The sequence below is a fragment of the Aeromonas salmonicida genome (assembly GCF_028355655.1).
Classification (GTDB): Bacteria; Pseudomonadota; Gammaproteobacteria; order Enterobacterales; family Aeromonadaceae; genus Aeromonas; species Aeromonas salmonicida.
Genome location: NZ_CP110645.1, coordinates 1,546,253 through 1,566,108, shown reverse-complemented (window position 1 = coordinate 1,566,108; position 19,856 = coordinate 1,546,253). Strand labels below are relative to the sequence as shown.

The 19,856-nt window shown below is 55.7% G+C and carries 19 protein-coding genes; 17 read left to right on the top strand and 2 right to left on the bottom strand.

Going from position 1 to position 19,856, the window contains the following annotated elements; genetic code table 11:
• The first annotated feature begins 316 nt into the window (after positions 1–316).
• Positions 317–2,416, top strand: a complete 2,100-nt coding sequence (locus ONZ54_RS07625) for a hypothetical protein (protein ID WP_021141219.1) — start codon at positions 317–319, stop codon at positions 2,414–2,416.
• 170 nt (positions 2,417–2,586) lie between these two features.
• Here ONZ54_RS07625 and ONZ54_RS07620 read toward each other — a convergent pair whose 3' ends face one another.
• The gene (locus tag ONZ54_RS07620; protein ID WP_058394249.1) at positions 2,587–3,078 is read right to left on the bottom strand and encodes a Dps family protein; all 492 of its coding nucleotides are present in this window, start codon (positions 3,076–3,078) and stop codon (positions 2,587–2,589) included.
• Positions 3,068–3,253: a hypothetical protein gene (locus ONZ54_RS07615; RefSeq protein ID WP_271787834.1), complete on the bottom strand. Its 186-nt coding sequence runs from the start codon at positions 3,251–3,253 to the stop codon at positions 3,068–3,070. Before ONZ54_RS07615 ends, ONZ54_RS07620 begins: the two co-directional genes overlap by 11 nt.
• Before the next feature lie 101 nt (positions 3,254–3,354).
• Here ONZ54_RS07615 and ONZ54_RS07610 point away from each other — a divergent pair, with 101 nt between their 5' ends.
• The 16 genes from ONZ54_RS07610 (at position 3,355) to ONZ54_RS07535 (ending at position 19,722) form a co-directional block, all read left to right on the top strand.
• Entirely contained in the window at positions 3,355–3,600 is a 246-nt protein-coding gene (locus ONZ54_RS07610; protein ID WP_271787833.1) for a hypothetical protein, read from the top strand.
• 525 nt (positions 3,601–4,125) lie between these two features.
• Positions 4,126–4,821: a hypothetical protein gene (locus tag ONZ54_RS07605; RefSeq protein WP_271787832.1), complete on the top strand. Its 696-nt coding sequence runs from the start codon at positions 4,126–4,128 to the stop codon at positions 4,819–4,821.
• 150 nt (positions 4,822–4,971) lie between these two features.
• Positions 4,972–5,487 carry a P-loop NTPase family protein gene (locus ONZ54_RS07600; protein WP_271774531.1) on the top strand — a complete coding sequence of 172 codons (516 nt, stop codon included), beginning with the start codon at positions 4,972–4,974 and terminating at the stop codon, positions 5,485–5,487.
• Between the two features lie 50 nt (positions 5,488–5,537).
• Positions 5,538–5,996, top strand: a complete 459-nt coding sequence (locus ONZ54_RS07595; protein ID WP_271787831.1) for a hypothetical protein — start codon at positions 5,538–5,540, stop codon at positions 5,994–5,996.
• A 52-nt stretch (positions 5,997–6,048) separates the two neighbouring features.
• Positions 6,049–6,573 carry a hypothetical protein gene (locus ONZ54_RS07590; RefSeq protein ID WP_271787830.1) on the top strand — a complete coding sequence of 175 codons (525 nt, stop codon included), beginning with the start codon at positions 6,049–6,051 and terminating at the stop codon, positions 6,571–6,573.
• A gap of 3 nt (positions 6,574–6,576) precedes the next feature.
• Positions 6,577–7,413: an XAC2610-related protein gene (locus tag ONZ54_RS07585; RefSeq protein WP_271787829.1), complete on the top strand. Its 837-nt coding sequence runs from the start codon at positions 6,577–6,579 to the stop codon at positions 7,411–7,413.
• A gap of 617 nt (positions 7,414–8,030) precedes the next feature.
• Positions 8,031–9,938: a fructose-specific PTS transporter subunit EIIC gene (locus ONZ54_RS07580; RefSeq protein ID WP_271787828.1), complete on the top strand. Its 1,908-nt coding sequence runs from the start codon at positions 8,031–8,033 to the stop codon at positions 9,936–9,938.
• Between the two features lie 482 nt (positions 9,939–10,420).
• Complete coding sequence (uhpT, locus tag ONZ54_RS07575) at positions 10,421–11,827, top strand: hexose-6-phosphate:phosphate antiporter (RefSeq protein WP_059113923.1); 1,407 nt, start codon at positions 10,421–10,423, stop codon at positions 11,825–11,827.
• A gap of 213 nt (positions 11,828–12,040) precedes the next feature.
• Positions 12,041–12,346 (top strand): PTS fructose transporter subunit IIB, encoded by a 306-nt coding sequence (locus tag ONZ54_RS07570; RefSeq protein WP_059168635.1) that lies wholly within the window; start codon positions 12,041–12,043, stop codon positions 12,344–12,346.
• A complete protein-coding gene (locus ONZ54_RS07565; protein ID WP_131729779.1) occupies positions 12,347–13,114 on the top strand; it encodes a PTS sugar transporter subunit IIA in 768 nt (255 codons plus the stop codon). It begins immediately after the preceding gene.
• Between the two features lie 78 nt (positions 13,115–13,192).
• Entirely contained in the window at positions 13,193–14,158 is a 966-nt protein-coding gene (locus tag ONZ54_RS07560) for a pseudouridine synthase (RefSeq protein ID WP_416995607.1), read from the top strand.
• Entirely contained in the window at positions 14,155–14,634 is a 480-nt protein-coding gene (locus ONZ54_RS07555) for an NUDIX hydrolase (RefSeq protein ID WP_034524276.1), read from the top strand. Before ONZ54_RS07560 ends, ONZ54_RS07555 begins: the two co-directional genes overlap by 4 nt.
• Positions 14,635–14,952: 318 nt before the next feature.
• Positions 14,953–16,059 (top strand): tRNA 2-thiouridine(34) synthase MnmA, encoded by a 1,107-nt coding sequence (gene mnmA / locus ONZ54_RS07550; RefSeq protein ID WP_005319178.1) that lies wholly within the window; start codon positions 14,953–14,955, stop codon positions 16,057–16,059.
• A gap of 198 nt (positions 16,060–16,257) precedes the next feature.
• Positions 16,258–16,869, top strand: coding sequence for a high frequency lysogenization protein HflD (gene hflD, locus ONZ54_RS07545; protein WP_017412872.1), 612 nt, complete (start codon positions 16,258–16,260; stop codon positions 16,867–16,869).
• Positions 16,870–17,044: 175 nt separating this feature from the next.
• Positions 17,045–18,415, top strand: coding sequence for an adenylosuccinate lyase (purB, locus tag ONZ54_RS07540; protein ID WP_271787826.1), 1,371 nt, complete (start codon positions 17,045–17,047; stop codon positions 18,413–18,415).
• Positions 18,416–18,591: 176 nt separating this feature from the next.
• Positions 18,592–19,722: a ribosomal protein uL16 3-hydroxylase gene (locus ONZ54_RS07535; RefSeq protein WP_059113931.1), complete on the top strand. Its 1,131-nt coding sequence runs from the start codon at positions 18,592–18,594 to the stop codon at positions 19,720–19,722.
• Positions 19,723–19,856 lie beyond the last annotated feature (134 nt).

Below are 19,856 nucleotides of genomic sequence, written 5' to 3'. Positions count from 1 at the left end.
GCTGGGCTATCTGGCACGCTACCGGAACGAGGTTGAGCGCCCTTGCCACCATTTTCAGGCACAGGCTGCGCTGTGGCCCAATCAGCAGTTGTAACCAGCCAATGGATGGCAGGTCACTCTCCCAGTCAGCCCAACTCTTGCTGCACGCATGAAAAACGAACTCATGGATTTGTGGCCAGTTGCTGTGCCCATGATCACACAGTGACAACTCTCACTTCCCTCTCACCGCCCCCTCGCTTTTTATCATCTAGAGTTACCAGGCAGTGCAAAAGCTGCTGATTTATATACATTCGCCGCCAAAGAGGGATCTTGTTTCATGACAGAGCATACTGATCTGCTGCCCACCAGCACGGATGATGAGCAAAGCGCCGGCAACCGCTATCTCTACTACACAGAGGGGGACCTGGCCCGCATTCTCGACAATCTTGAGCAGCTTCGCAGTGCTGTATTCCCCACCGCCCCGGGGGATAACGAAACCGGCACCACAGTGCCGCACAATTTTCCGTCCGTCTGCCTGGTGGGGCTGGGGCGCTGCGGCTCCAACATCGCCCAGGATGTCGCCTCGCTGGTTTACAACGCCCGCAGCTTTTATATGAACGAGTTCAACAGCGAGGAGCAGCGCAAGCGGGAGAAGGAGTTTGGCCCCTTGAGCTGGATCCGCCGCAACCTGCGACTGCCCAGCAATGGCGCCCGCCCTGTCTTTCTGATCGAACCCATGGTGATGCTGGGGGACCTGGACAAGGACATAGATGGCCGCATCCGCCACTCCAATCGCAGCGGCGAAGGTGGCTCCTTGCGCGACTACGCCAAGATGCGGGTGATGGACTTGTCGGAGATCCATGCCGGGGGCGCGGGGAACGCCCCCATCCTGGGTCAGTATCTGGCCAAGATCATTCTCAACAAGAGCCCCCACTACTTCGCCAACTCCGAGTGGCAGGCGATCCATACCTATCTGGTGGACTCCTGCGGCATCAAGGCTAACCAGTCACGCCTCTATTTCTACATCTTCAGTGCCGGGGGCGGCACCGGCTCCGGCATGGCCTCCGAATTCGGGCTGGCCCAGCAGTACTCCTACATGAGCAAGACCTTTTCGCCCCCGTCAGAAGAGGAGGAGCACCTCTCCCTCGGGGAGCACTTCATGTTCGATCCCATCTTCACCAGCGGCATCTGCATACTGCCCAATATCTGTGATCGGGGCATCGAGATTTCAGAAGCGCTGCACATCAACGCCGGGCGCCTGCTGTGCAAGTACCTGGCCGAGGAGTGGGACTTCTCCTATCACTTCGACAACGAGCAGGCGTGCGATGCCAGCATGCTCAAGCGGATCAGGCCCTGGAATGCCATGATGCTGATCTCCAACGACATCATGCGCTACGCCGAAGAGAGCGACGATGGCGAGATCCAGCACGTTGACGTCAACACCATGGAGAAGTACGCCAACCAGTACATCTCCCAGCAGATCTTCAACATTCTCACCGCCCAGGCCGTCACCACCGACTACGACGAGAACTACTTTCGCCGGGCGGGCATCGACATCAGCGAGACCATTCGCCTCGATGCCAACGACCTCTTCATGAGTCTGGCGGGGCCGGTGGCGGTGGCTTATGCCGAGTCCATCTCGCCCCCCGGCGGCATGTTTGACAAGGAGGGCGGGCTCAATGTGGACGACCTCTTCATTCGATCCATCGAGCTGCCCCACTTCAACAAGATGACCCAGGCCATAGAGGGGATCAGCCTGCTGCCCATCGAAGCTGGCAACTATCGGGAGTATCTGGACGACTATGTGAAAAGCGGCCATGACCCGGCCCACCTCAACGAGCTGCACTTCTTCAAGAACTGCTCCTCTGTGGTGTCGATCATCTCCCTGCCCAAGGAGTACAAGCTCTCCTATATGGATCTCAACCGGCTCAAGTCACACCTCAACGGGCTCTTTCCCAATACCACCCTCAAGCGTTATGCCCTGGTCATAGGTGCGTCGGCCAACATCTCCCTCACCACCCTGATCGTCAAGAGCCCCTGTCTGAGCGATGACTTCCTGACACTGATAGTGGCCTTTATCAAGCGCTGCTTTGCCAAGGATCACTATCGCTTCGACGATCACCTAGACAAGGTGGTGATCGAGATGATCTGCAACGAGGAGTGGAACGAAGAGCTGCTCGACAGCATGCTCAACGAGTTCGAGAACCCGGCCAAGATCCTCGATACCAACTGGTACGCCATCAAGCCCATGTACGAGAAGAAGTACCGTGAGCTTATCCGGGAAAAAGAGAAGTTCGTCTCCATCAACGACATTCGCCTCAGCCGCGAGTCGGTGAAAAAGGCACTGCTCTATCTGCGGGAGATCTATCGCCACAGAGTCAGCAAGACCCGCATTCTCTCCCTCAATCCCAGACTCGGGGAGACAGGGCCAGGGTAGCCCATTTCCAATGCCACCTGACCCGTGGCGGTAAGCTAACCGCCAACTTGAGAGGGATGGACCAAGAGACAGCGGACAGGAAATTACCACCCCCAAAAACGAAGGAGCCCAATGGGCTCCTTTTTATTGATCTCGTTGCAGCTGGCCACACAAGGCCAAGGCACACTGTGTCAGGAGAGCATGCTTCTCAGCATCCAGGCCGTCTTCTCATGCACATCAAGGCGCTGGGTGAGCACATCGGCGGTGGGCTGATCGTTGGCCTCATCCACCAGATTGAACAACTTTCTGGCGGTTCTGGCCGTAGCCTCTTGTGCCAGCACCAGATGCTTGATCATTTCATTGGCACAAGGCACCCCTTCCACTTCTTTGATGGACGAGAGCCGCACAAATTCCTTGTAGGTACCCGGTGCCGGAAATCCCAGGGCGCGGATCCGCTCTGCGATAATATCCAGTGCATTCCACTGCTCCGTGTACTGGTCCATAAACATGTTGTGCAGACTATTGAACTGGGGGCCGGTCACGTTCCAGTGAAAATTATGCGTCATCAGATACAAGGTATAACTGTCTGCAAGCAGTGCTGACAGACCATCTGCAATTTTTTGGCGATCGGCGGTTGAGATGCCTATATCCATTTCTGGTAAAACCATGATGTCATTCTTCATTAATAAAACTCCTGTCATTCACTTTTTTCTCAATGAATTTTGCTGACGCTTTTGCAACAACAACCCCATCGACCGACGCTACGGCATTCAACCGGCCAATACCGTGACCTTGGTCTACTATTTGCGCCGAAAGATATATTTCGCTTCCGATATTAATCGGCGCCGGAAACGCCATGACTGCCTCCAGATAAAGAGCGGTGGCGTACCTTGCATAGCTGTAATATGTGCATGACAAGCGTATGCTATTGGCACCCCATACGAGAGTGAAGGCCACAAGTGACCACCCAGACTGAACTACATGTTTGCGCTAAATGTGGCGTCAAAACCAACCATCTTGTGGTACTGGTTGCCCGCGACCATAGCCAGGACATCATGCCCAAGGATCCGCGCAAAACCTTCTGGCAAGCCTTTCGCGCCAGCCTCCTGACCAACGCGGTATTCGGCCAGACCCTGGCCTATCAGACCACCCATGTACGGCATCTGATCTGCGAATGCTGCGGGGAGAAGTTTCTTGAGTATTGAGCCCTGCAGTACCCATCAAGGCGCGATAGCCTTCCCCCCTGCCACCGCGTCGACAGAACAGATATCGCCCCAGTAATGCTCAATTTGTTGATCTTTGGCAGATTTCTGCTCTATTACAGTTTTGCCAGACCTCTCTCTCGACTAATATGCTCCACTTGGCAACCACCCTTGCAGAGACAACCCTGTGCAGCCGTTTCGCCATCCACCACATCGCCGGATTACCGCAGCAGGCTGGAGGCTGTAATCCACGGGCGGTAGCGTGGGTTTTGTAGGTTGGCGCAGAGCGTAGCGAAGCCCAACAAGCGAGATATTGATAAAATATTCGCGAACGTCCGATTACGCAGAGCTAATCGAACCTACAGTTCTGTCACAAGAAGTCGCACCACTTATATTCGCCAGCTAGAATGTTGGTGGTTTTAATAACGATGATGTTTACCGTCATTTTCAGGGACGTTTGAAGTCGATGTAAGTGTCTAAGAATAAACTTTTGGCAATTAAACCACCAACAAATATTGAGACAGAATAATGGCAGATTATATAAACAAAAACATTATTAGCCAGGCTTATATTCATGTCGAACCGAGAGGAATGGAAACAGATGAACAGTTGGAGTCATTCAAGGAACATTTAAGAAAATTTTCCTTGACTCGCACTGAATTCTTTTTATCTGAAGGTCTTGATATCAATGTTGAGTTTGAAGATGGCTCAATCAAAGCTCGTGTGACTGTAATTGGCACACTAATGCTTCTACTTCAAGGTATTAGTTCTTATAAAGATTTCAGAGAAGGCCTTCAACTTCTGTACTCTGATGCAAAATGGCTATCGGATGCAATCATATCGGAATCTTTATATCAAACGAAGGCCAAACACCACGATATAATCAGAGTGGAAGCTAGAACTGGAATTATTGGCTCCATTCATAAAGTTTTTAATAAGTTGGAAAGCATTAAACGTGGAACAAAAGGAGCTATGCTTGCCACTGATATTGTAGAGAAGATTGATGATGTGCAAGATGAAATATTAAAGCTAATGGATAATATATGTGATTTAGCTGATAAAAATTTGGTCGCAAAAGAATGCATAACTTTGGTTAAGGAACTACCAGAAACGCCTGTTCCCCTAAAAGACAAAGAGAATAAAAATTATGCTGTCTATGAATACAGACGCAAGAAATCAAATTTAATCAGTGTAATAGAAATTCATCTGATGGTTGATGAGTAAAATCAAATCATAAATAGAACCTTGGCTCATACACTGAGTGTACTTTAAAATTCCTTTATCTATAACTCAGATGTGCAGTGAGACCTAATTTAACCATAGATCCCGATAGTAACAACATTAGGCCATTTGATACCAATAAAAGGATGATGGATGAAACGAATTCTGATTATTGGCAATTCGGGATCGGGCAAGAGCTGGTTAGCAGCGCAGCTGGCTGAGCGGTTAAATATCCGTGAGGTCAATCTGGACACCATTGTATGGCAGCCGGGCGGTTTTAACCAAAAGAGGCCCCAACATGAGATCGACCTTGCTATTCAAACACTTGCCCAAGACCCTGAATGGGTGGTCGAAGGGGTATTTGGTGCCCTGGCCGAACAGCTGCTTGATGCCGCCGATACCCTGCTATTTCTGGATCTCGACTGGTCTGTATGCCATGATTCACTGATATCGCGCGGGTCACAAAGCGCCAAGCAACGGGATGCAATGGCAGCCGAAGATAACTTTCACAAACTGCTGGTGTGGGCATCGGAATATGGGCAGCGAGCCAGCAAAAGCTCCTGCCAATTCCATCGCGAGCTGTTTGAACGATGCCAAAGTGATAAGCGCCGTTTCACGACTCGCCAAGAGGTAAATAGCTATTTTTACAAGCTAATCATTAACCATTAAAATCTGAACGCTGATCACAACGATAGTGATTAGTCCTGTCGAGGATAAATATGGGGCATAGAAAAGAATTAATATGTGTAGCATCTGGGATCATCAATTCATTTTCAAGTAGAAACAATGAGATTGATGGATATTGGGGATTAGGAAAGCTTTACAAAGCTATTGAACCTGTAGAGTCGAAAGTCGTTTCTATAGAGTTGATTACCAAAGTCGCAACTCCAAATATAGATGAATTGAATATGATATCTCTATCATACTCAAAAATATTTATTAAATTATTAGGAAATAAAAAAATACCTATCCACTGGGTAATTTCTGCCACGATAACATCTGAATTTGAAGCCGAATACCAACCCCATCATCATATCTGGCGTCGTGATCTTGGTAAACCTTGTAACTTGACTTGCACAATTATTGATGACATGGGGAATAATCATACAGCTAAGGCATATGTTAACTGCTTGCCACATAATCCAAATAAAGAGTTGAGAAGTACAAGAGTTAAGTAATATTTAAAAAAAGTCAATGTAACTACAAATTTAAATATCAAGACAAAATATTATGAAAGCAAGCGTGATTTACTTATTATTGCTCCTCGGATTATCCAGCCAAACCACATTTGGTAGCGAAACAGAATATCAAGTGCCACCTCGGACAGAGGACTACCCGGCACCAGCCGTATATAAAGGTAAGACAGCCAAGCTTTCACTAGACTCGGAATTGGCCAGAACATTCCGCACCCGACTTACCGCTGCATTGTCACAAGAACCTGTTTATTCTGGAGAATACGTACTAACAGGCTGGGGATGTGGTTCATCAGGTTGTTATAATCAAGTCCTTGTCAACAAGCGCACGGGTAAGGTACTTGATATGGTATTTAATGCTTATAGCTCATACGATATCAATGATGGTTCTGATGTTCGTGTGGGAGAATGGATAGATTCTCCCCAGATTGATAGCCGCCTTCTTACAACGACCAAGGTTGAGAAGAGTAAAGATGATACATCATTTATTTACTACACCAATTATTACACTGTTGATAAAAACAAACTTGCATTAATAAAAACGACTCAAGACAGTCAATAAGACATGCGTGATATTTTTATTACTCACCTCAAAAAGAAAATACTCAATGTGAAATGTTTTATCATCCTTACAACTCTTCTATTATGCTTTCCCGTCTCTGCAAGAATAGACTCTATTTTTCTAACTGACGGGGTAAAAATAGAAATAAAAAAAGAAGATGAATGTTATTACTTGCTAACGGCAGGAAAAGAGAAACAGCAGCTTAAATTTATTGATGATAATCTAGAGTCCGATGTAATCATACAGGATTTCAACTTTGATGGTTACAAGGATATTGCCATCACTAACTCTCTTGGCATGGTCAATAATGTTTTTTATGTGTTCTTATATGAACATGTGAATGCAGCGTTTAAAGAGCTAAGAATTGCAGATTCGGCGACACCAAAATCTGCCTGTGGGGATCTTTATAACCTTGTGGTTCAATTAGATGATCTTTCTTTAGTTAGCTCTTGCCGCTCCGGTCCTGTATGGTATTACGACACTTACCGATATAACGATCAAGGTGAAATCTGGCTATATAAAACAACAGAGTATCAGATACAAAACTCCGAGATAGATACCTTCCCTCTTTACGAGCACACGTTTAATCAGAAGGGAGAAAAACTTGACACCGTTGCGATTGACTTTGATGGCAAGAAAATCCTCTGGTCAGTCACATCCGAGAAAGTCTTTCTCTACTCATCACCTGAAGAAACATCAAAGACCAAAGCCTATCTTATTCATAATGACAAAGTAGAAATTCTCGCGCAGAAAGATGATTGGATTAAAATTCGCTTTGCATCTAGAAAAGGCCCTCTTATCCGATGGCTCTATCTCCCAGAAGCAATAGCAAAAAGTTAACCTGTAAACTCGAATAGCGAAGCGTACTCTGACATTCGCGTAATTACCTTAACCCGGTAGGGTGCAATAAGCACAGCGCATTGCACATCTGCCTTCTTCCTGCCATCAAACAAGCTACGGTGCCCATGCCTGTGGTTTCACTCGCTCGTTGTGGTGAACTGTCTGGCACCGATGGCTCAACCCATTTCCTCACTTTGATCTCCTCGTTCCTCTTCTGCGCTCGACCCTAACCTCCCTGAAACAGGACCATTTATGTGCGTTGGCTCACACCCTGCAGCTCGTTTTTACCTCACAAATTTACAGGTTGGCGGCGACTCTCGTCCAAGGGGAGGCCCGCACCATGGCTGATACGTATCGGCGCACAACATCACAATCAATTGATTTTTAACGGTATAAAATCATTCTGCGATTCCATTCAGATCTATTTTGTCAGCAGGTCTGCTGTGAGATCGGGGTCACACTCGGGGCGATAGCGCACAAAAATCCAGTCATTCGCACATTTGTCCGATAGGGAGGCTTGCCTACCAGCGCGATAATAGTGAGGTCAATTTTGTCTGCATGCCGTGCCAGCACGGGCGGCATGCCAACAGGCTCCCTCACGGGAGCGGGAGAGCGCCATGATCACCACACTGATCAACGAACATCTGATCAATCTCGATTTGAACGCGACGAGCAAGGAGGAGGTCTTCAGCGAGATGGCCCGCTTGCTGGTCGCGCAGGGCAAGGTCAGCGATGAGCAGCAGTTCATCAAGGACCTGTGGGCCCGGGAAGAGCTGGACAACACCGGCTTTGAAGAAGGTGTTGCCCTGCCCCACGCCAAGAGTGCGGCTGTGAGCACACCGGCGGTGGCCATCGGCATCAGCCGCAGCGGTATCGATTACGGCGCCGAGGATGGCAAGCCGTCCCGGCTGTTCTTCATGATTGCCTCCCCGGCCGGTGGCGCCAACCACCATATCGAGGTGCTGGCCGAGCTCTCCGCCAAGCTGATTGAAGAAGGTTTCATTGCCAAGTTGCTGGCCGCCAAGACCCCGGCTGCCGCGCTGGCGCTGCTGCTGGAGCGCAAGGAGGAGCAAACCGCTGCCCCGACCACCAGCAAGGGCTTCATCATAGGTGTCACCGGTTGCCCGGCTGGCATCGCCCACACCTATCTGGCGGCAGAGTCGCTGGAACGCGCCGCCAAGGAGCTGGGTTACGAGGTGAAGGTGGAGACCAACGGCTCCATCGGCGTCAAGAACAGCCCGACCGCGGCCGAGATCGCCCGCGCCAGCGCCATCGTCGTGGCCTGCGACAAGCAGGTGGACATGGCCCGCTTCAACGGCAAGCCGCTCATCAAGACTGGGGTAAAAGCCCCCATCAAGGATGGCAAGGGTCTTATTGAGCAGGCGCTGAAGGCGCCAGCCTATGTGGCAGGCAAAGAGGACAAGAAGGGAGAGGATAAGAGCACGGGCGGCAGTTCCGATCTCTATCGCTACCTGATGAACGGCGTTTCTCACATGATCCCGTTTGTCGTCACCGGTGGTCTGCTGATCGCGCTGGCGCTGGCCATCGGCGGCAACCCGACCCCGAGCGGCATGCAGATCCCGGAAGGGAGCATGTGGAACCAGATCCTCAACGTGGGCGTGGCCGCCTTCACCCTGATGATCCCCATACTGGCGGGCTATATCGCCTACGCCATCGGTGACCGTCCGGCGCTGGCGCCGGGCTTTATCGGCGGCTGGATCGCCAACAACGGCAGCTTCTACGGCGCTGACGCAGGAACCGGCTTTATCGGTGCCATCATAGCGGGCCTGCTGGTCGGCTATCTGGTGCGCTGGATTGCCACCCGTCACTACCACAAGATGGTGCAGCCGCTGGTGCCTATCCTGATCGCCCCCATCGTTGGATCGCTCTTTATCGCTGCGGTCTTCATCTTCATCATTGGCGCCCCCATTGCCGACATGATGACAGGCCTGAACGCCATGCTGCTCTCCATGAGCGGTGGCAGTCTGGTGCTGCTTGGCATAGTGCTGGGGGGCATGGCCGGCTTTGATATGGGCGGCCCGGTCAACAAGGTAGCCTTCCTGTTCTCGGTGGGCATGATAGCCTCCGGCCAGACCCAGTTTATGGGAGCCATGGCCTGCGCCATACCAGCGGCGCCGCTCGGCATGTCGCTTGCGACCGTGCTCGGCCGCAAGCTGGGTATCTTCGATGCCTCCGAAATCGAAGCGGGCAAAGCCGCCGGTGCCATGGGCCTGGTGGGTATCTCTGAAGGTGCGATCCCGTTCGCCGCCCGTGACCCGCTCGCCGTCATCCCCGCCAACGTGCTGGGCAGCATGACAGCTGCGGTGATGGCCTTCCTGTTTGGCATCACCAACAGCGTGGCCCACGGTGGCCCCATCGTCGCCTTGCTGGGTGCGGTCAACAAGCCGCTGCTGGCCCTGCTCTGCATGATCTGTGGCGCCATCGTCACCGGCGTGGTGGCGGTTGCCCTGAAAAAGCTGCGGGTGAAGAAAACCGACGGGGTGGAACTCGCCAAGGCGGCCTGATCCCCTTCTTGCACTGATACGACAAGAGGCCACCTGCGGGTGGCCTCTTTTATGGCCTCAGATATCCGCCAATACTGCTGACGGTGGCCTGCTCATCTCATAGCACAGCCTCACGCCCGTCAGCCCAGCCTGGCTACCGGGCGGTCCCCCTTCTTTTTCGTAGCATGGCCCCGCCGTGGCCCGCCACTGTGTGATCCTCTTCACGCTTCATGGCCGGATCCTGCCAAACTAGGAAATTTTCCTAATCCCCCTAGGGATGGCTCTCACGCCATTTGCGCCGCGCCTCATTAAAGTCACGCTACCTGATGTAGTGACCCGATCCCCGCAGTGGCGCAGGTTCGGGCATGGGTTCAATCGACAGGGGAGCGAGGTGCACAGTCCAACCTCTTTCTGTTGTCCTTTCCGTGGCGTGACCTCTGACACCAACCAAAAAATGAGGGGCGCGGCGGAAATACCGTCTATCTCGCAGAGGATGAACGAAGATGTTGAAATTTCTCCAACAGGTCCGGGTGCCGACCCTGGAACTGCCGGTCGAAGCCCGGCGCAAGCTCTGGTTCAAGCCGTTTATGCAATCTTATCTGGTTGTATTTATTGGCTATCTGACCATGTACCTGATCCGCAAGAACTTCAACATTGCGCAGAACGACATGATCCAGGAGTACGGTCTCTCCATGACCGAGCTTGGCATGATTGGCCTTGGCTTCTCCATCACCTACGGGGTGGGCAAGACGGTCGTCTCCTACTATGCCGATGGCAAGAACACCAAGCAGTTCCTGCCGCTGATGCTGATCCTCTCCGCCCTCTGCATGCTGGGCTTCAGTGCCAGCATGGGCGGCACGGGTTTCAGCCTCTACTTCATGATTTTCTTCTATGCCCTGAGCGGCTTCTTCCAGAGCTGTGGTGGCTCCTGCAGCTACTCTACCATCACCAAATGGACACCTCGCAACAAGCGCGGCACCTACCTCGGTATGTGGAACCTCTCCCACAACGTGGGCGGTGCCGGTGCGGCCGGTGTGGCGCTGTTCGGTGCCAACTACCTGTTCGATGGCAATGTGCTCGGCATGTTCATCTTCCCGTCCATGATCGCGCTGGTTGTCGGCTTTATCGGCCTGCGTTTTGGCAGCGATTCACCGGAAGCCTATGGTCTGGGCAAGGTGGAAGAGCTGTTTGATGAAGTGGCCAGTGAAGAAGACATCGCCACCGAAGAGCAGAAGCTGACCAAGGGTCAGATCTTCGTGAAGTACGTGCTGATGAACAAGGTGATCTGGCTGCTCTGCTTTGCCAACATCTTCCTCTACGTGGTGCGCATCGGTATCGACCAGTGGTCCACCGTGTACGCTCACCAGGAGCTGGGCTTCTCCAAGGAGATCGCCATCCAGGGCTTTACCTTCTTCGAAGTGGGCGCCCTGGTCGGCACCCTGATGTGGGGCTACCTCTCGGATCTGGCGAACGGTCGTCGCGGTCTGGTGGCCTGTGTGGCACTGGCGCTGATTATCGCCACTCTGGGTCTCTACCAGCATGCCACCACCCAGTTCATGTTCCTGGGTTCCCTGTTCCTGCTGGGCTTCCTGGTGTTTGGTCCGCAACTGCTGATAGGCGTGGCCGCCGTCGGCTTCGTACCCAAGCAGGGGATCAGCGTGGCCGATGGCGTCAAGGGCACCTTTGCCTACCTCATCGGTGACAGCTTCGCCAAACTGGGTCTGGGCATGATCGCCGATGGCACCCCCATCTTCGGTCTGACCGGCTGGGCCGGCACCTTCGCGGCGCTGGACATGGCCGCAGCCGCCTGTCTTGTGTTGATGGCCTGCGTGGCCGTGGCCGAGGAGCGCAAGATCCGCCGTATCAAGCGTGAACTGAAAGCCGCCACCCTGGCTACCCAATCCGTCTGAACCCGCGTTAACTGAATACAACCGGCCCCATCTTCTGGTGGGGCCGGTTTTTTATTGCCACGCCCGCCGTCAGCAGATGAATCCCGACTCTCGCCATCCCTGTGCAAGCCAGCACCAGTGCGCCGCCAAGATCCCATTTTTGCCCCACGCCTTTGGCAAAAGCCGCCCCTTGGCGCTATCTTGTTGCCCCACCGCCATTTGCTTTGAGAACCGATGAAGATCCTCGCCGTCACCGCCTGCCCCACCGGCATAGCCCACACCTATATGGCCGCAGAGGCGCTGCAAAAAGCCGCCGACAAGCTGGGGCTGAAGATCAAGGTTGAAACCCAGGGCGCCATGGGGCTGGAGAACATTCTCACCGCGCGGGACATCGCCAGCGCCGACCTGGTGCTGATCGCCTCCGACATCGAGATAGAGCAGAAGGATCGCTTCCTTGGTTGCACGGTTCGCCAGGTATCGCTGGAATCCGTGCTGCTCAATGCCAGCGCCGTACTCAAATCCGCCACCGTCGGCGTCTGAATGCTCACCCGCGAGCTCACCTTCTTCTGCCGGCTAGGGCTGACCATCACCCAGGCCAAGCAGCTGAGTCGATTGGCCGGGCTGTTCAAATCCCATATTCAGCTTATCAATGTCACCCGCCGCCAACGCGTGGAGGCGACCAGCCAGCTCTCCCTGCTCACCCTGGCCACCCAGCCCGGCGATCTCTGTCTGCTGCTTATCGAAGGGCTGGATGCGGAGCTGGCCCACATGGCCTTCACCTGCTGGTGCGTGGAACTGGGCCAGCCCCTTGGCAGACCGGGAAGCGCCGCCCCGGCCGAGCAGCGCCTTGGCCTCGCCCAGCCCGACTACTGTTTTTCCCTCGCCCAGCTGGGGCACGCAGCGGCATCGCTGGACAAATCCCTGGCCCTGAGGGTGCTGGTCGATCTCTTGCCCGCCGAGCTGGTACGCGACAGACCAGCGCTTGAGCAGGCCATCGCCAAGCGCGAACAGGTCGCTGCCACCATCATACGGCCCGGCCTCGCCATGCCCCACGTGATCTGCCCCGCCATCCGCCAGCCCGCCCTCTCGCTGCTCAGTTGCGCCGAGCCCATCGAGTGGGGATCGGCGCTCGGGCCGGTACGGACCATCATATTGCTGGCGATCCCGGCCGGGCTCGCCCCCGAGCAATTGCGCCCCCTCACCCGGCTGGCTCGCGCCATGATGGACGAGGTGGTCAGCACGGCGCTCTTGCACGCAAGCTCGGCCCCCGCCCGTCAGGCCATCGTCATCGAAGGGCTGTTGAGTTAGGCGAACAAGCCCCACATGCCCCATGGCGGCGGCCCCCTGTGATACACTCCGGCATCCCCTTTTTTTGGTATGCATGCGATGAAATCTGCCCGCCCCCGTCTCTCCCTCCAAGGCCGCACGACCGCCGCTGAGCGCACCCCACAAGATGACGCCAACCGGCCTGGTCTGACACGCTCACGGGCCGGCACCCGGCACGCACACGAGGCTGAACAGGTCGGGCAGAAACCGCGGGTGGACCCCGCCGATCGCAAGTTGTTGCTGCTGAACAAGCCCTACATGGTGCTGTGCCAGTTCACCGATGAAGCAGGACGGGAGACCCTCAAGGATTACATCAAGGAGCCCGGCATCTATGCCGCCGGCAGGCTGGACCGCGACAGCGAGGGGCTCTTGCTGCTCACCAACGACGGCAAGTTGCAGGCTCGCCTCACCCAGCCGGGGGAGAAGACGCCCAAGACTTACTGGGTGCAGGTGGAAGGCATACCGAGCGAAGAGAAACTGGCCGCCCTGCGCGCCGGGGTTGAACTCAACGACGGCATGACACTCCCCGCCGAGGCAAGGCTCATGGATGAGCCCGATGTGTGGCCACGCAATCCGCCGATCCGCGAGCGCAAGGAGATCCCCACCCGCTGGCTCGAGATCAAGATAGTAGAGGGGCGCAACCGTCAGGTGCGGCGCATGACGGCCCATATCGGCCACCCCACACTGCGCCTGATCCGCTACGCCATCGGCGACTGGACCTTGGGTAACTGGCAAGAAGACGGGCTGGCCCCCGGGCAGAGCCACAGCCTGCCTGCCCCCGAGCTGGCACCGGTATCGCCTGCTCGTCCGCGCAAGTCTCAAACCGGCAGTAGCGCCGCCAAACCTGCGGGCGACAGACCACGCAGAGCGGCCCAGTCCAATCGGAAAAACCCGCCACGCAGCGCAGGCAAACCAGCCATCGACCAGGCTGGCTCTCGTCCTCCTGCCGAGAGCAAACCCCGCAGCAGCGGTCGCGGCACGGCCCGCCGTCCTGCCCGTCACACCACAGACAAGGAGTCATCATGATGGATCGCCCGCCGATGGAAGAGAGAATGCCGGCCAGATTGACGGTGGCGGCGCTGGTGCACTGGCAGGGTCGTTTCCTGCTGGTGGAAGAAGAGATCAAGGGCCAGCGCCGTTTCAATCAGCCTGCCGGCCATGTGGAACCGGGTGAAAACCTGATTGAAGCGGCCTGCCGCGAGCTCAAAGAAGAGACGGGACTGACCGCCACGCCCAGCGCCTGGCTCGGGGTCTATCTCTACAAACCGGCCGACAGCGAGGCCACCTTTGTGCGCACTGCCGTCATCTTCGACCTTGAAAAGGCGCCGGGTCAGCACCATCCAGAGGATCCTGACGGCGATGTGCTGGCCTGCCACTGGCTCACCCTGGAGGAGATAGCCGAGTGCAAACCGGCCCTGCGCAGTCCCCTGGTGTGGCAGTGCATTCAGGATTATCTGGGGGGCACCCGCTTGCCACTGTCGGCGCTCAAGGCCTTTATTTGAGAACCTGCCCACGATCTTACTGCGAGGCCGTGATCAAGGCTCATGTGCTGCTCGCTTGTTTGTAATCAGGAAAGCTCATGTGTATTTACACACTCCGGTTCCTGCGCTGCTCTTTACCGAGCTTCCGGCCTCTCGTGACAGATCGTGAACAGGCCATATGAGGTCGTTTGGCACCATTTTTTCATCATGGTGCCGACAAACAGAAAAACGATTTCCTGCCTTGCTACCCCTCAAGGGGAAGCGGACAGGGAGATGTGACCGAGGGCGCAAAACTCTGGTAGAATACGCCCCGTTTAAACGAACTGGTAACTTCGACTAATGACAGACAACAGCCAAATCAAGGTGATCGTCGGCATGTCCGGCGGCGTGGATTCTTCCGTCTCGGCCTACCTGCTGCAGCAGCAGGGTTATCAGGTCGAAGGCTTGTTCATGAAGAACTGGGAAGAAGACGACACGGACGAGTACTGCTCTGCCTCCCAGGATTTGGCTGATGCCAAGGCCGTCTGCGACAAGCTGGGTATGAAGCTGCATACCATCAACTTTGCTGCCGAGTACTGGGACAATGTGTTCGAGCACTTCCTGGAAGAGTACAAGGCAGGCCGCACGCCGAACCCGGATATCCTGTGCAACAAGGAGATCAAGTTCAAGGCGTTCCTCGAATTTGCCGCCGAAGAGCTGGGTGCCACCTACATCGCCACCGGCCACTATGTGCGCCGTGACGACAGCACAGGCCACCCGCGCCTGCTGCGCGGTCTCGACAGCAACAAGGATCAGAGCTACTTCCTCTACACCCTGAGCGAAAAGCAAGTGGGTCAGAGCCTGTTCCCGGTGGGCGATCTGGAGAAGCCGGAGGTGCGCCGCATCGCCGAGCAACTGGATCTCATCACCGCCAAGAAGAAAGACTCCACCGGTATCTGCTTCATCGGTGAGCGCAAATTCAAGGATTTCCTAGCCAAGTTTCTGCCCGCCCAGCCCGGCCCCATCGAAACGGTGGACGGCAAAGTGATCGGCGAGCACCAGGGCTTGATGTACCACACCCTGGGCCAGCGCAAGGGGCTCGGCATTGGTGGTCGCAAAGACGCCACCGAAGAGGCCTGGTACGTGGTGGACAAAGAAGTGGAGCGCAACACCCTGGTGGTGGCGCAGGGCGAGCACCCGCGTCTCTACTCAGACGGCCTGATTGCCAGCCAGCTGCACTGGGTGGATCGCACCCCGATCCGCGCACCGCGTCGCTGCACCGTCAAAACACGCTATCGCCAGCAGGACATCCCCTGCCTCATTCAGCCCATCGATGACGAGACCATACGGGTCATCTTCGACGAGAAACAGGCAGCCGTGACCCCGGGTCAATCCGCCGTCTTTTATGACGGGGAAGTGTGCCTGGGCGGCGGCATCATCGAGCAGCGTTTCAGCCATCCGGTGTAAACCCTGACGGCGGTGACATCGATGATCGACAAATACCAGGGCTGAACCATGGCCTTTGCAAGCACGCTGAAACAGTGCGTCAGCCATGCGGTTTGGGCCAACAACAGAAGGCAGCGAACATGAGCGACCAATTCCAAGGCCGGATCATGGCCTGCTGCGGCATCAGCCGGTGAACCAACATAACAGGGCTGTGAAACGATGAGCGACAAATTTCAAGACAGAACCATGGCCTTTGCCGGCATCTGCCAGGCGGCCTATCTGGTACAAAAAGTGGCCCGTGATGGCACTTGCGATGAAGCGTCCCTGCGCGAGAGCCTGCAGAGCGTGCTGGTGACCGATCCCAAGCAGCCGCTGGAGGTGTTTGGCAACCATCTGGCCATTCGCGATGGCTACCGCGCCCTGGTCGAGCAACTGGGATCCGACGGCAGCCAGAAAAATGCCGAGCTGACCCGTTACGTGGTGAGCCTGATTGCGCTGGAGCGCAAGCTGGCCAAGCGCAAGGACATTCTCAACATGCTGGGGGAGCGGATCAGCCAGATCGGCCGCCAGCAACAGCATTTCGATCTGCTCGACGAGCAGATCCTGGCCAACATGGCGAGCATCTACAGCGATCTCATCAGCCCCATAGGGCCGCGCATCCAGATAGCGGGTACCCCGCTGTTCCTGCAGCAGCCCCTGGTGCAGCACAAGGTGCGCGCCCTGCTGCTGGCAGGCATCCGTGCCTGCGTGCTGTGGCGCCAGCTTGGCGGCAGCCGTACCCAGATCATTTTCGCTCGCAAGAAAATGGTCGAACTGGCCAAACGTTTCTAAGAATCGGCTCGAGCTCCGTCGTGAGAGGCCGGAAGCAAGGTGAAGAGCAGCACAGGTACCGGAGTTTATGTCGATAAATGAGGATGCCGAGCAGCACATGAGCCTTGATAACGGTCTCGTAACAGGAGCGCGAGTTGATGAGAATCCCCCACACCAATCATCAGGAGTTCACCCCATGGAGCTGTCCGCGCTGACTGCTGTTTCCCCGATTGACGGTCGTTATGGCGACAAGGCCGATGCCCTGCGCCCTATCTTCTCCGAATTCGGCCTGCTGCGTTTTCGCGTCGAAGTTGAGGTGCGCTGGTTGCAAAAACTGGCCAGCCACGCCGGGATCCCGGAAGTTCCTGCCCTGAGCACGGCCGCCAACACCCTGCTCGACGGCATAGTCCTCAACTTCAACGAGAGTGACGCCGCCCGCATCAAACAGATAGAGCGCACCACCAACCATGATGTGAAAGCGGTGGAGTACTTCCTTAAAGAAAAGGTTGAAGTGAACCCCGAGCTGGCCGCCGTCAGCGAGTTCATCCACTTCGCCTGTACCTCGGAAGACATCAACAACAACTCCCACGGTCTGATGCTGAAAACCGCCCGTGACGAGGTCATCAAGCCTTACTGCGAGAAGCTCATCAGTGAGCTCAAGCGTCTGGCCCATGAGTATCGTGACATGCCGCTGCTGTCGCGCACCCACGGCCAGCCGGCCACCCCGAGCACCATGGGCAAGGAGATGGCCAACGTCGCCTATCGCCTGGAGCGCCAGTTCAAGCAGATCATGGCGGTGGAGATCCTCGGCAAGATCAACGGTGCCGTGGGCAACTACAACGCCCACGTCAGCGCCTACCCGGAAGTGGACTGGCACCAGTTCTCCGAGGAGTTCGTCACCTCCCTGGGCCTGAACTGGAACCCCTACACTACCCAGATCGAGCCCCACGACTATATTGCCGAGCTGTTCGACGCCATGGCCCGCTTCAACACCATCCTCATCGACTTCGATCGCGATGTGTGGGGTTATATCTCACTGGGTCACTTCAAGCAGCGCACTGTGGCGGGCGAAATCGGCTCCTCCACCATGCCGCACAAGGTCAACCCCATCGACTTCGAGAACTCCGAAGGCAATCTGGGTCTGGCCAACGCCGTGTTCCAGCACCTGGCCTCCAAGCTGCCCATCTCCCGCTGGCAGCGAGACCTCACCGACTCGACCGTGCTGCGCAACCTGGGTGTGGCTGTCGGTTACTCCCTGATTGCCTATCAGGCGACCCTCAAGGGGATCTCCAAGCTGGAAGCCAACGCCGGTGCCATGGCCGCCGATCTGGATGCCAACTGGGAAGTGCTGGCCGAGCCGATCCAGACAGTGATGCGTCGCTACGGTATCGAGAAGCCCTACGAGAAGCTCAAAGAGCTGACCCGTGGTCGCCGCGTCGATGCCGAAGGCATGCGTACCTTTATCGACACCCTCGAGCTCCCCGAGCACGTGAAAGTCGAGCTGAAGAAGCTGACCCCGGCCAACTATATCGGTCAGGCCCAGCGTCTGGTGGATCTGCTGAAATAAGCCGATAACCTGATACATCAGGGGCCCTGTGCACATTGCGCAACAGGGCCCCTGTTATTTTTGACGGCCATACGTCTAGCCATACGTTTTGCCATACAAGAGGCCTTGCCCAAGGCCCGCAGCCATCTTGGGCAAGACCTCTCCTGACTCTTTCTGATCTTTTGACGAGAAGCACTATGTACGAACTCAATCTGGATATCGCTCACTTCCTCGAGCACTACTGGCAGAAACGCCCGCTCCTTATAAAAGGCGGCTTCACCGACTTTCAGGATCCCATCAGCCCCGACGAGCTGGCAGGTCTGGCCATGGAAGAGGTCATCGAATCCCGTCTGGTGACCCGCTTCGACGGCAAGTGGGAAGCGGCTCATGGCCCCTTCGAATCTTACGATCACCTGGGGGAAGAGAACTGGACTGTGCTGGTGCAGGCTTGCAACCACTGGGCCCCCGAGGTACACGAGCTGGCACTGCCGTTCCAGTTCATTCCGGGCTGGCGCTTTGACGATGTCATGGTGAGCTTCTCCACCCCTCATGGTGGTGTCGGCCCCCACATCGACAACTACGACGTCTTCATCACCCAGGGCCAGGGCAAGCGTCACTGGCGAGTGGGCGATGCCAAGCCTCTCAACGAGTTTGCCGCCCACGCCGCCCTGCTGCATTGCGAGCCGTTCGAGGCGATCATCGACGTCATCATGGAGCCGGGCGACATCCTCTACATTCCGCCCGGATTCCCGCACGAAGGCTACGCCATCGAGCCCTCCATGAATTTCTCGGTAGGCTTCCGCGCGCCGGATGCCAAGGCACTCATCTCCTCCTTTGCCGATCACCTGATCGACAACGAAATGCGTACCGAGCGCTACGGCGATGGGGATCTCAAGCCCCGCGTCCGTCACGGCGAGATCCAGCCCCATGAGCTGCACCGCCTGCGCGAACTGATGCAGCAGGCTCTGGACGACGAGACCCTGTTCAAGGAGTGGTTTGGCACCATGATTTCCGAGGCCAAGCACGATCTGGACGTCAGCCCCATGGAACCTGACTACAGCGCCGAGGAAGTGGCCGACCTGCTGACCCAGGGCGAACCCGCCATCAAGGTGCCGGGCCTGCGCTCCGTCTGGTTCAGCGGCGAGAGCCGTACCTGCTACATCGACGGCGAAGCCTGGACCCTGCCGAGCGACGATGCGGCCGCCATCTCCCTGTTGTGTGACAAAGACATCATCACCCAGGCCGACATGGTGGAACTGGCCGATCAGGCCGGTTTCCTGCAGCTGCTGACCCGTCTGGTCAACCGCGGTTACTGGTTCTTCAGCTAATCAGGCTGGCTGACAAAGACGAAAAAGGCGCCTTGATGGCGCCTTTCTTATTGCAGGAAGTTGATTCCCCCTTATTTGCAGCATGGACCCGTGTCATGGTGACTACTCATGGTCAAGCGATGGACAAGGGTGTC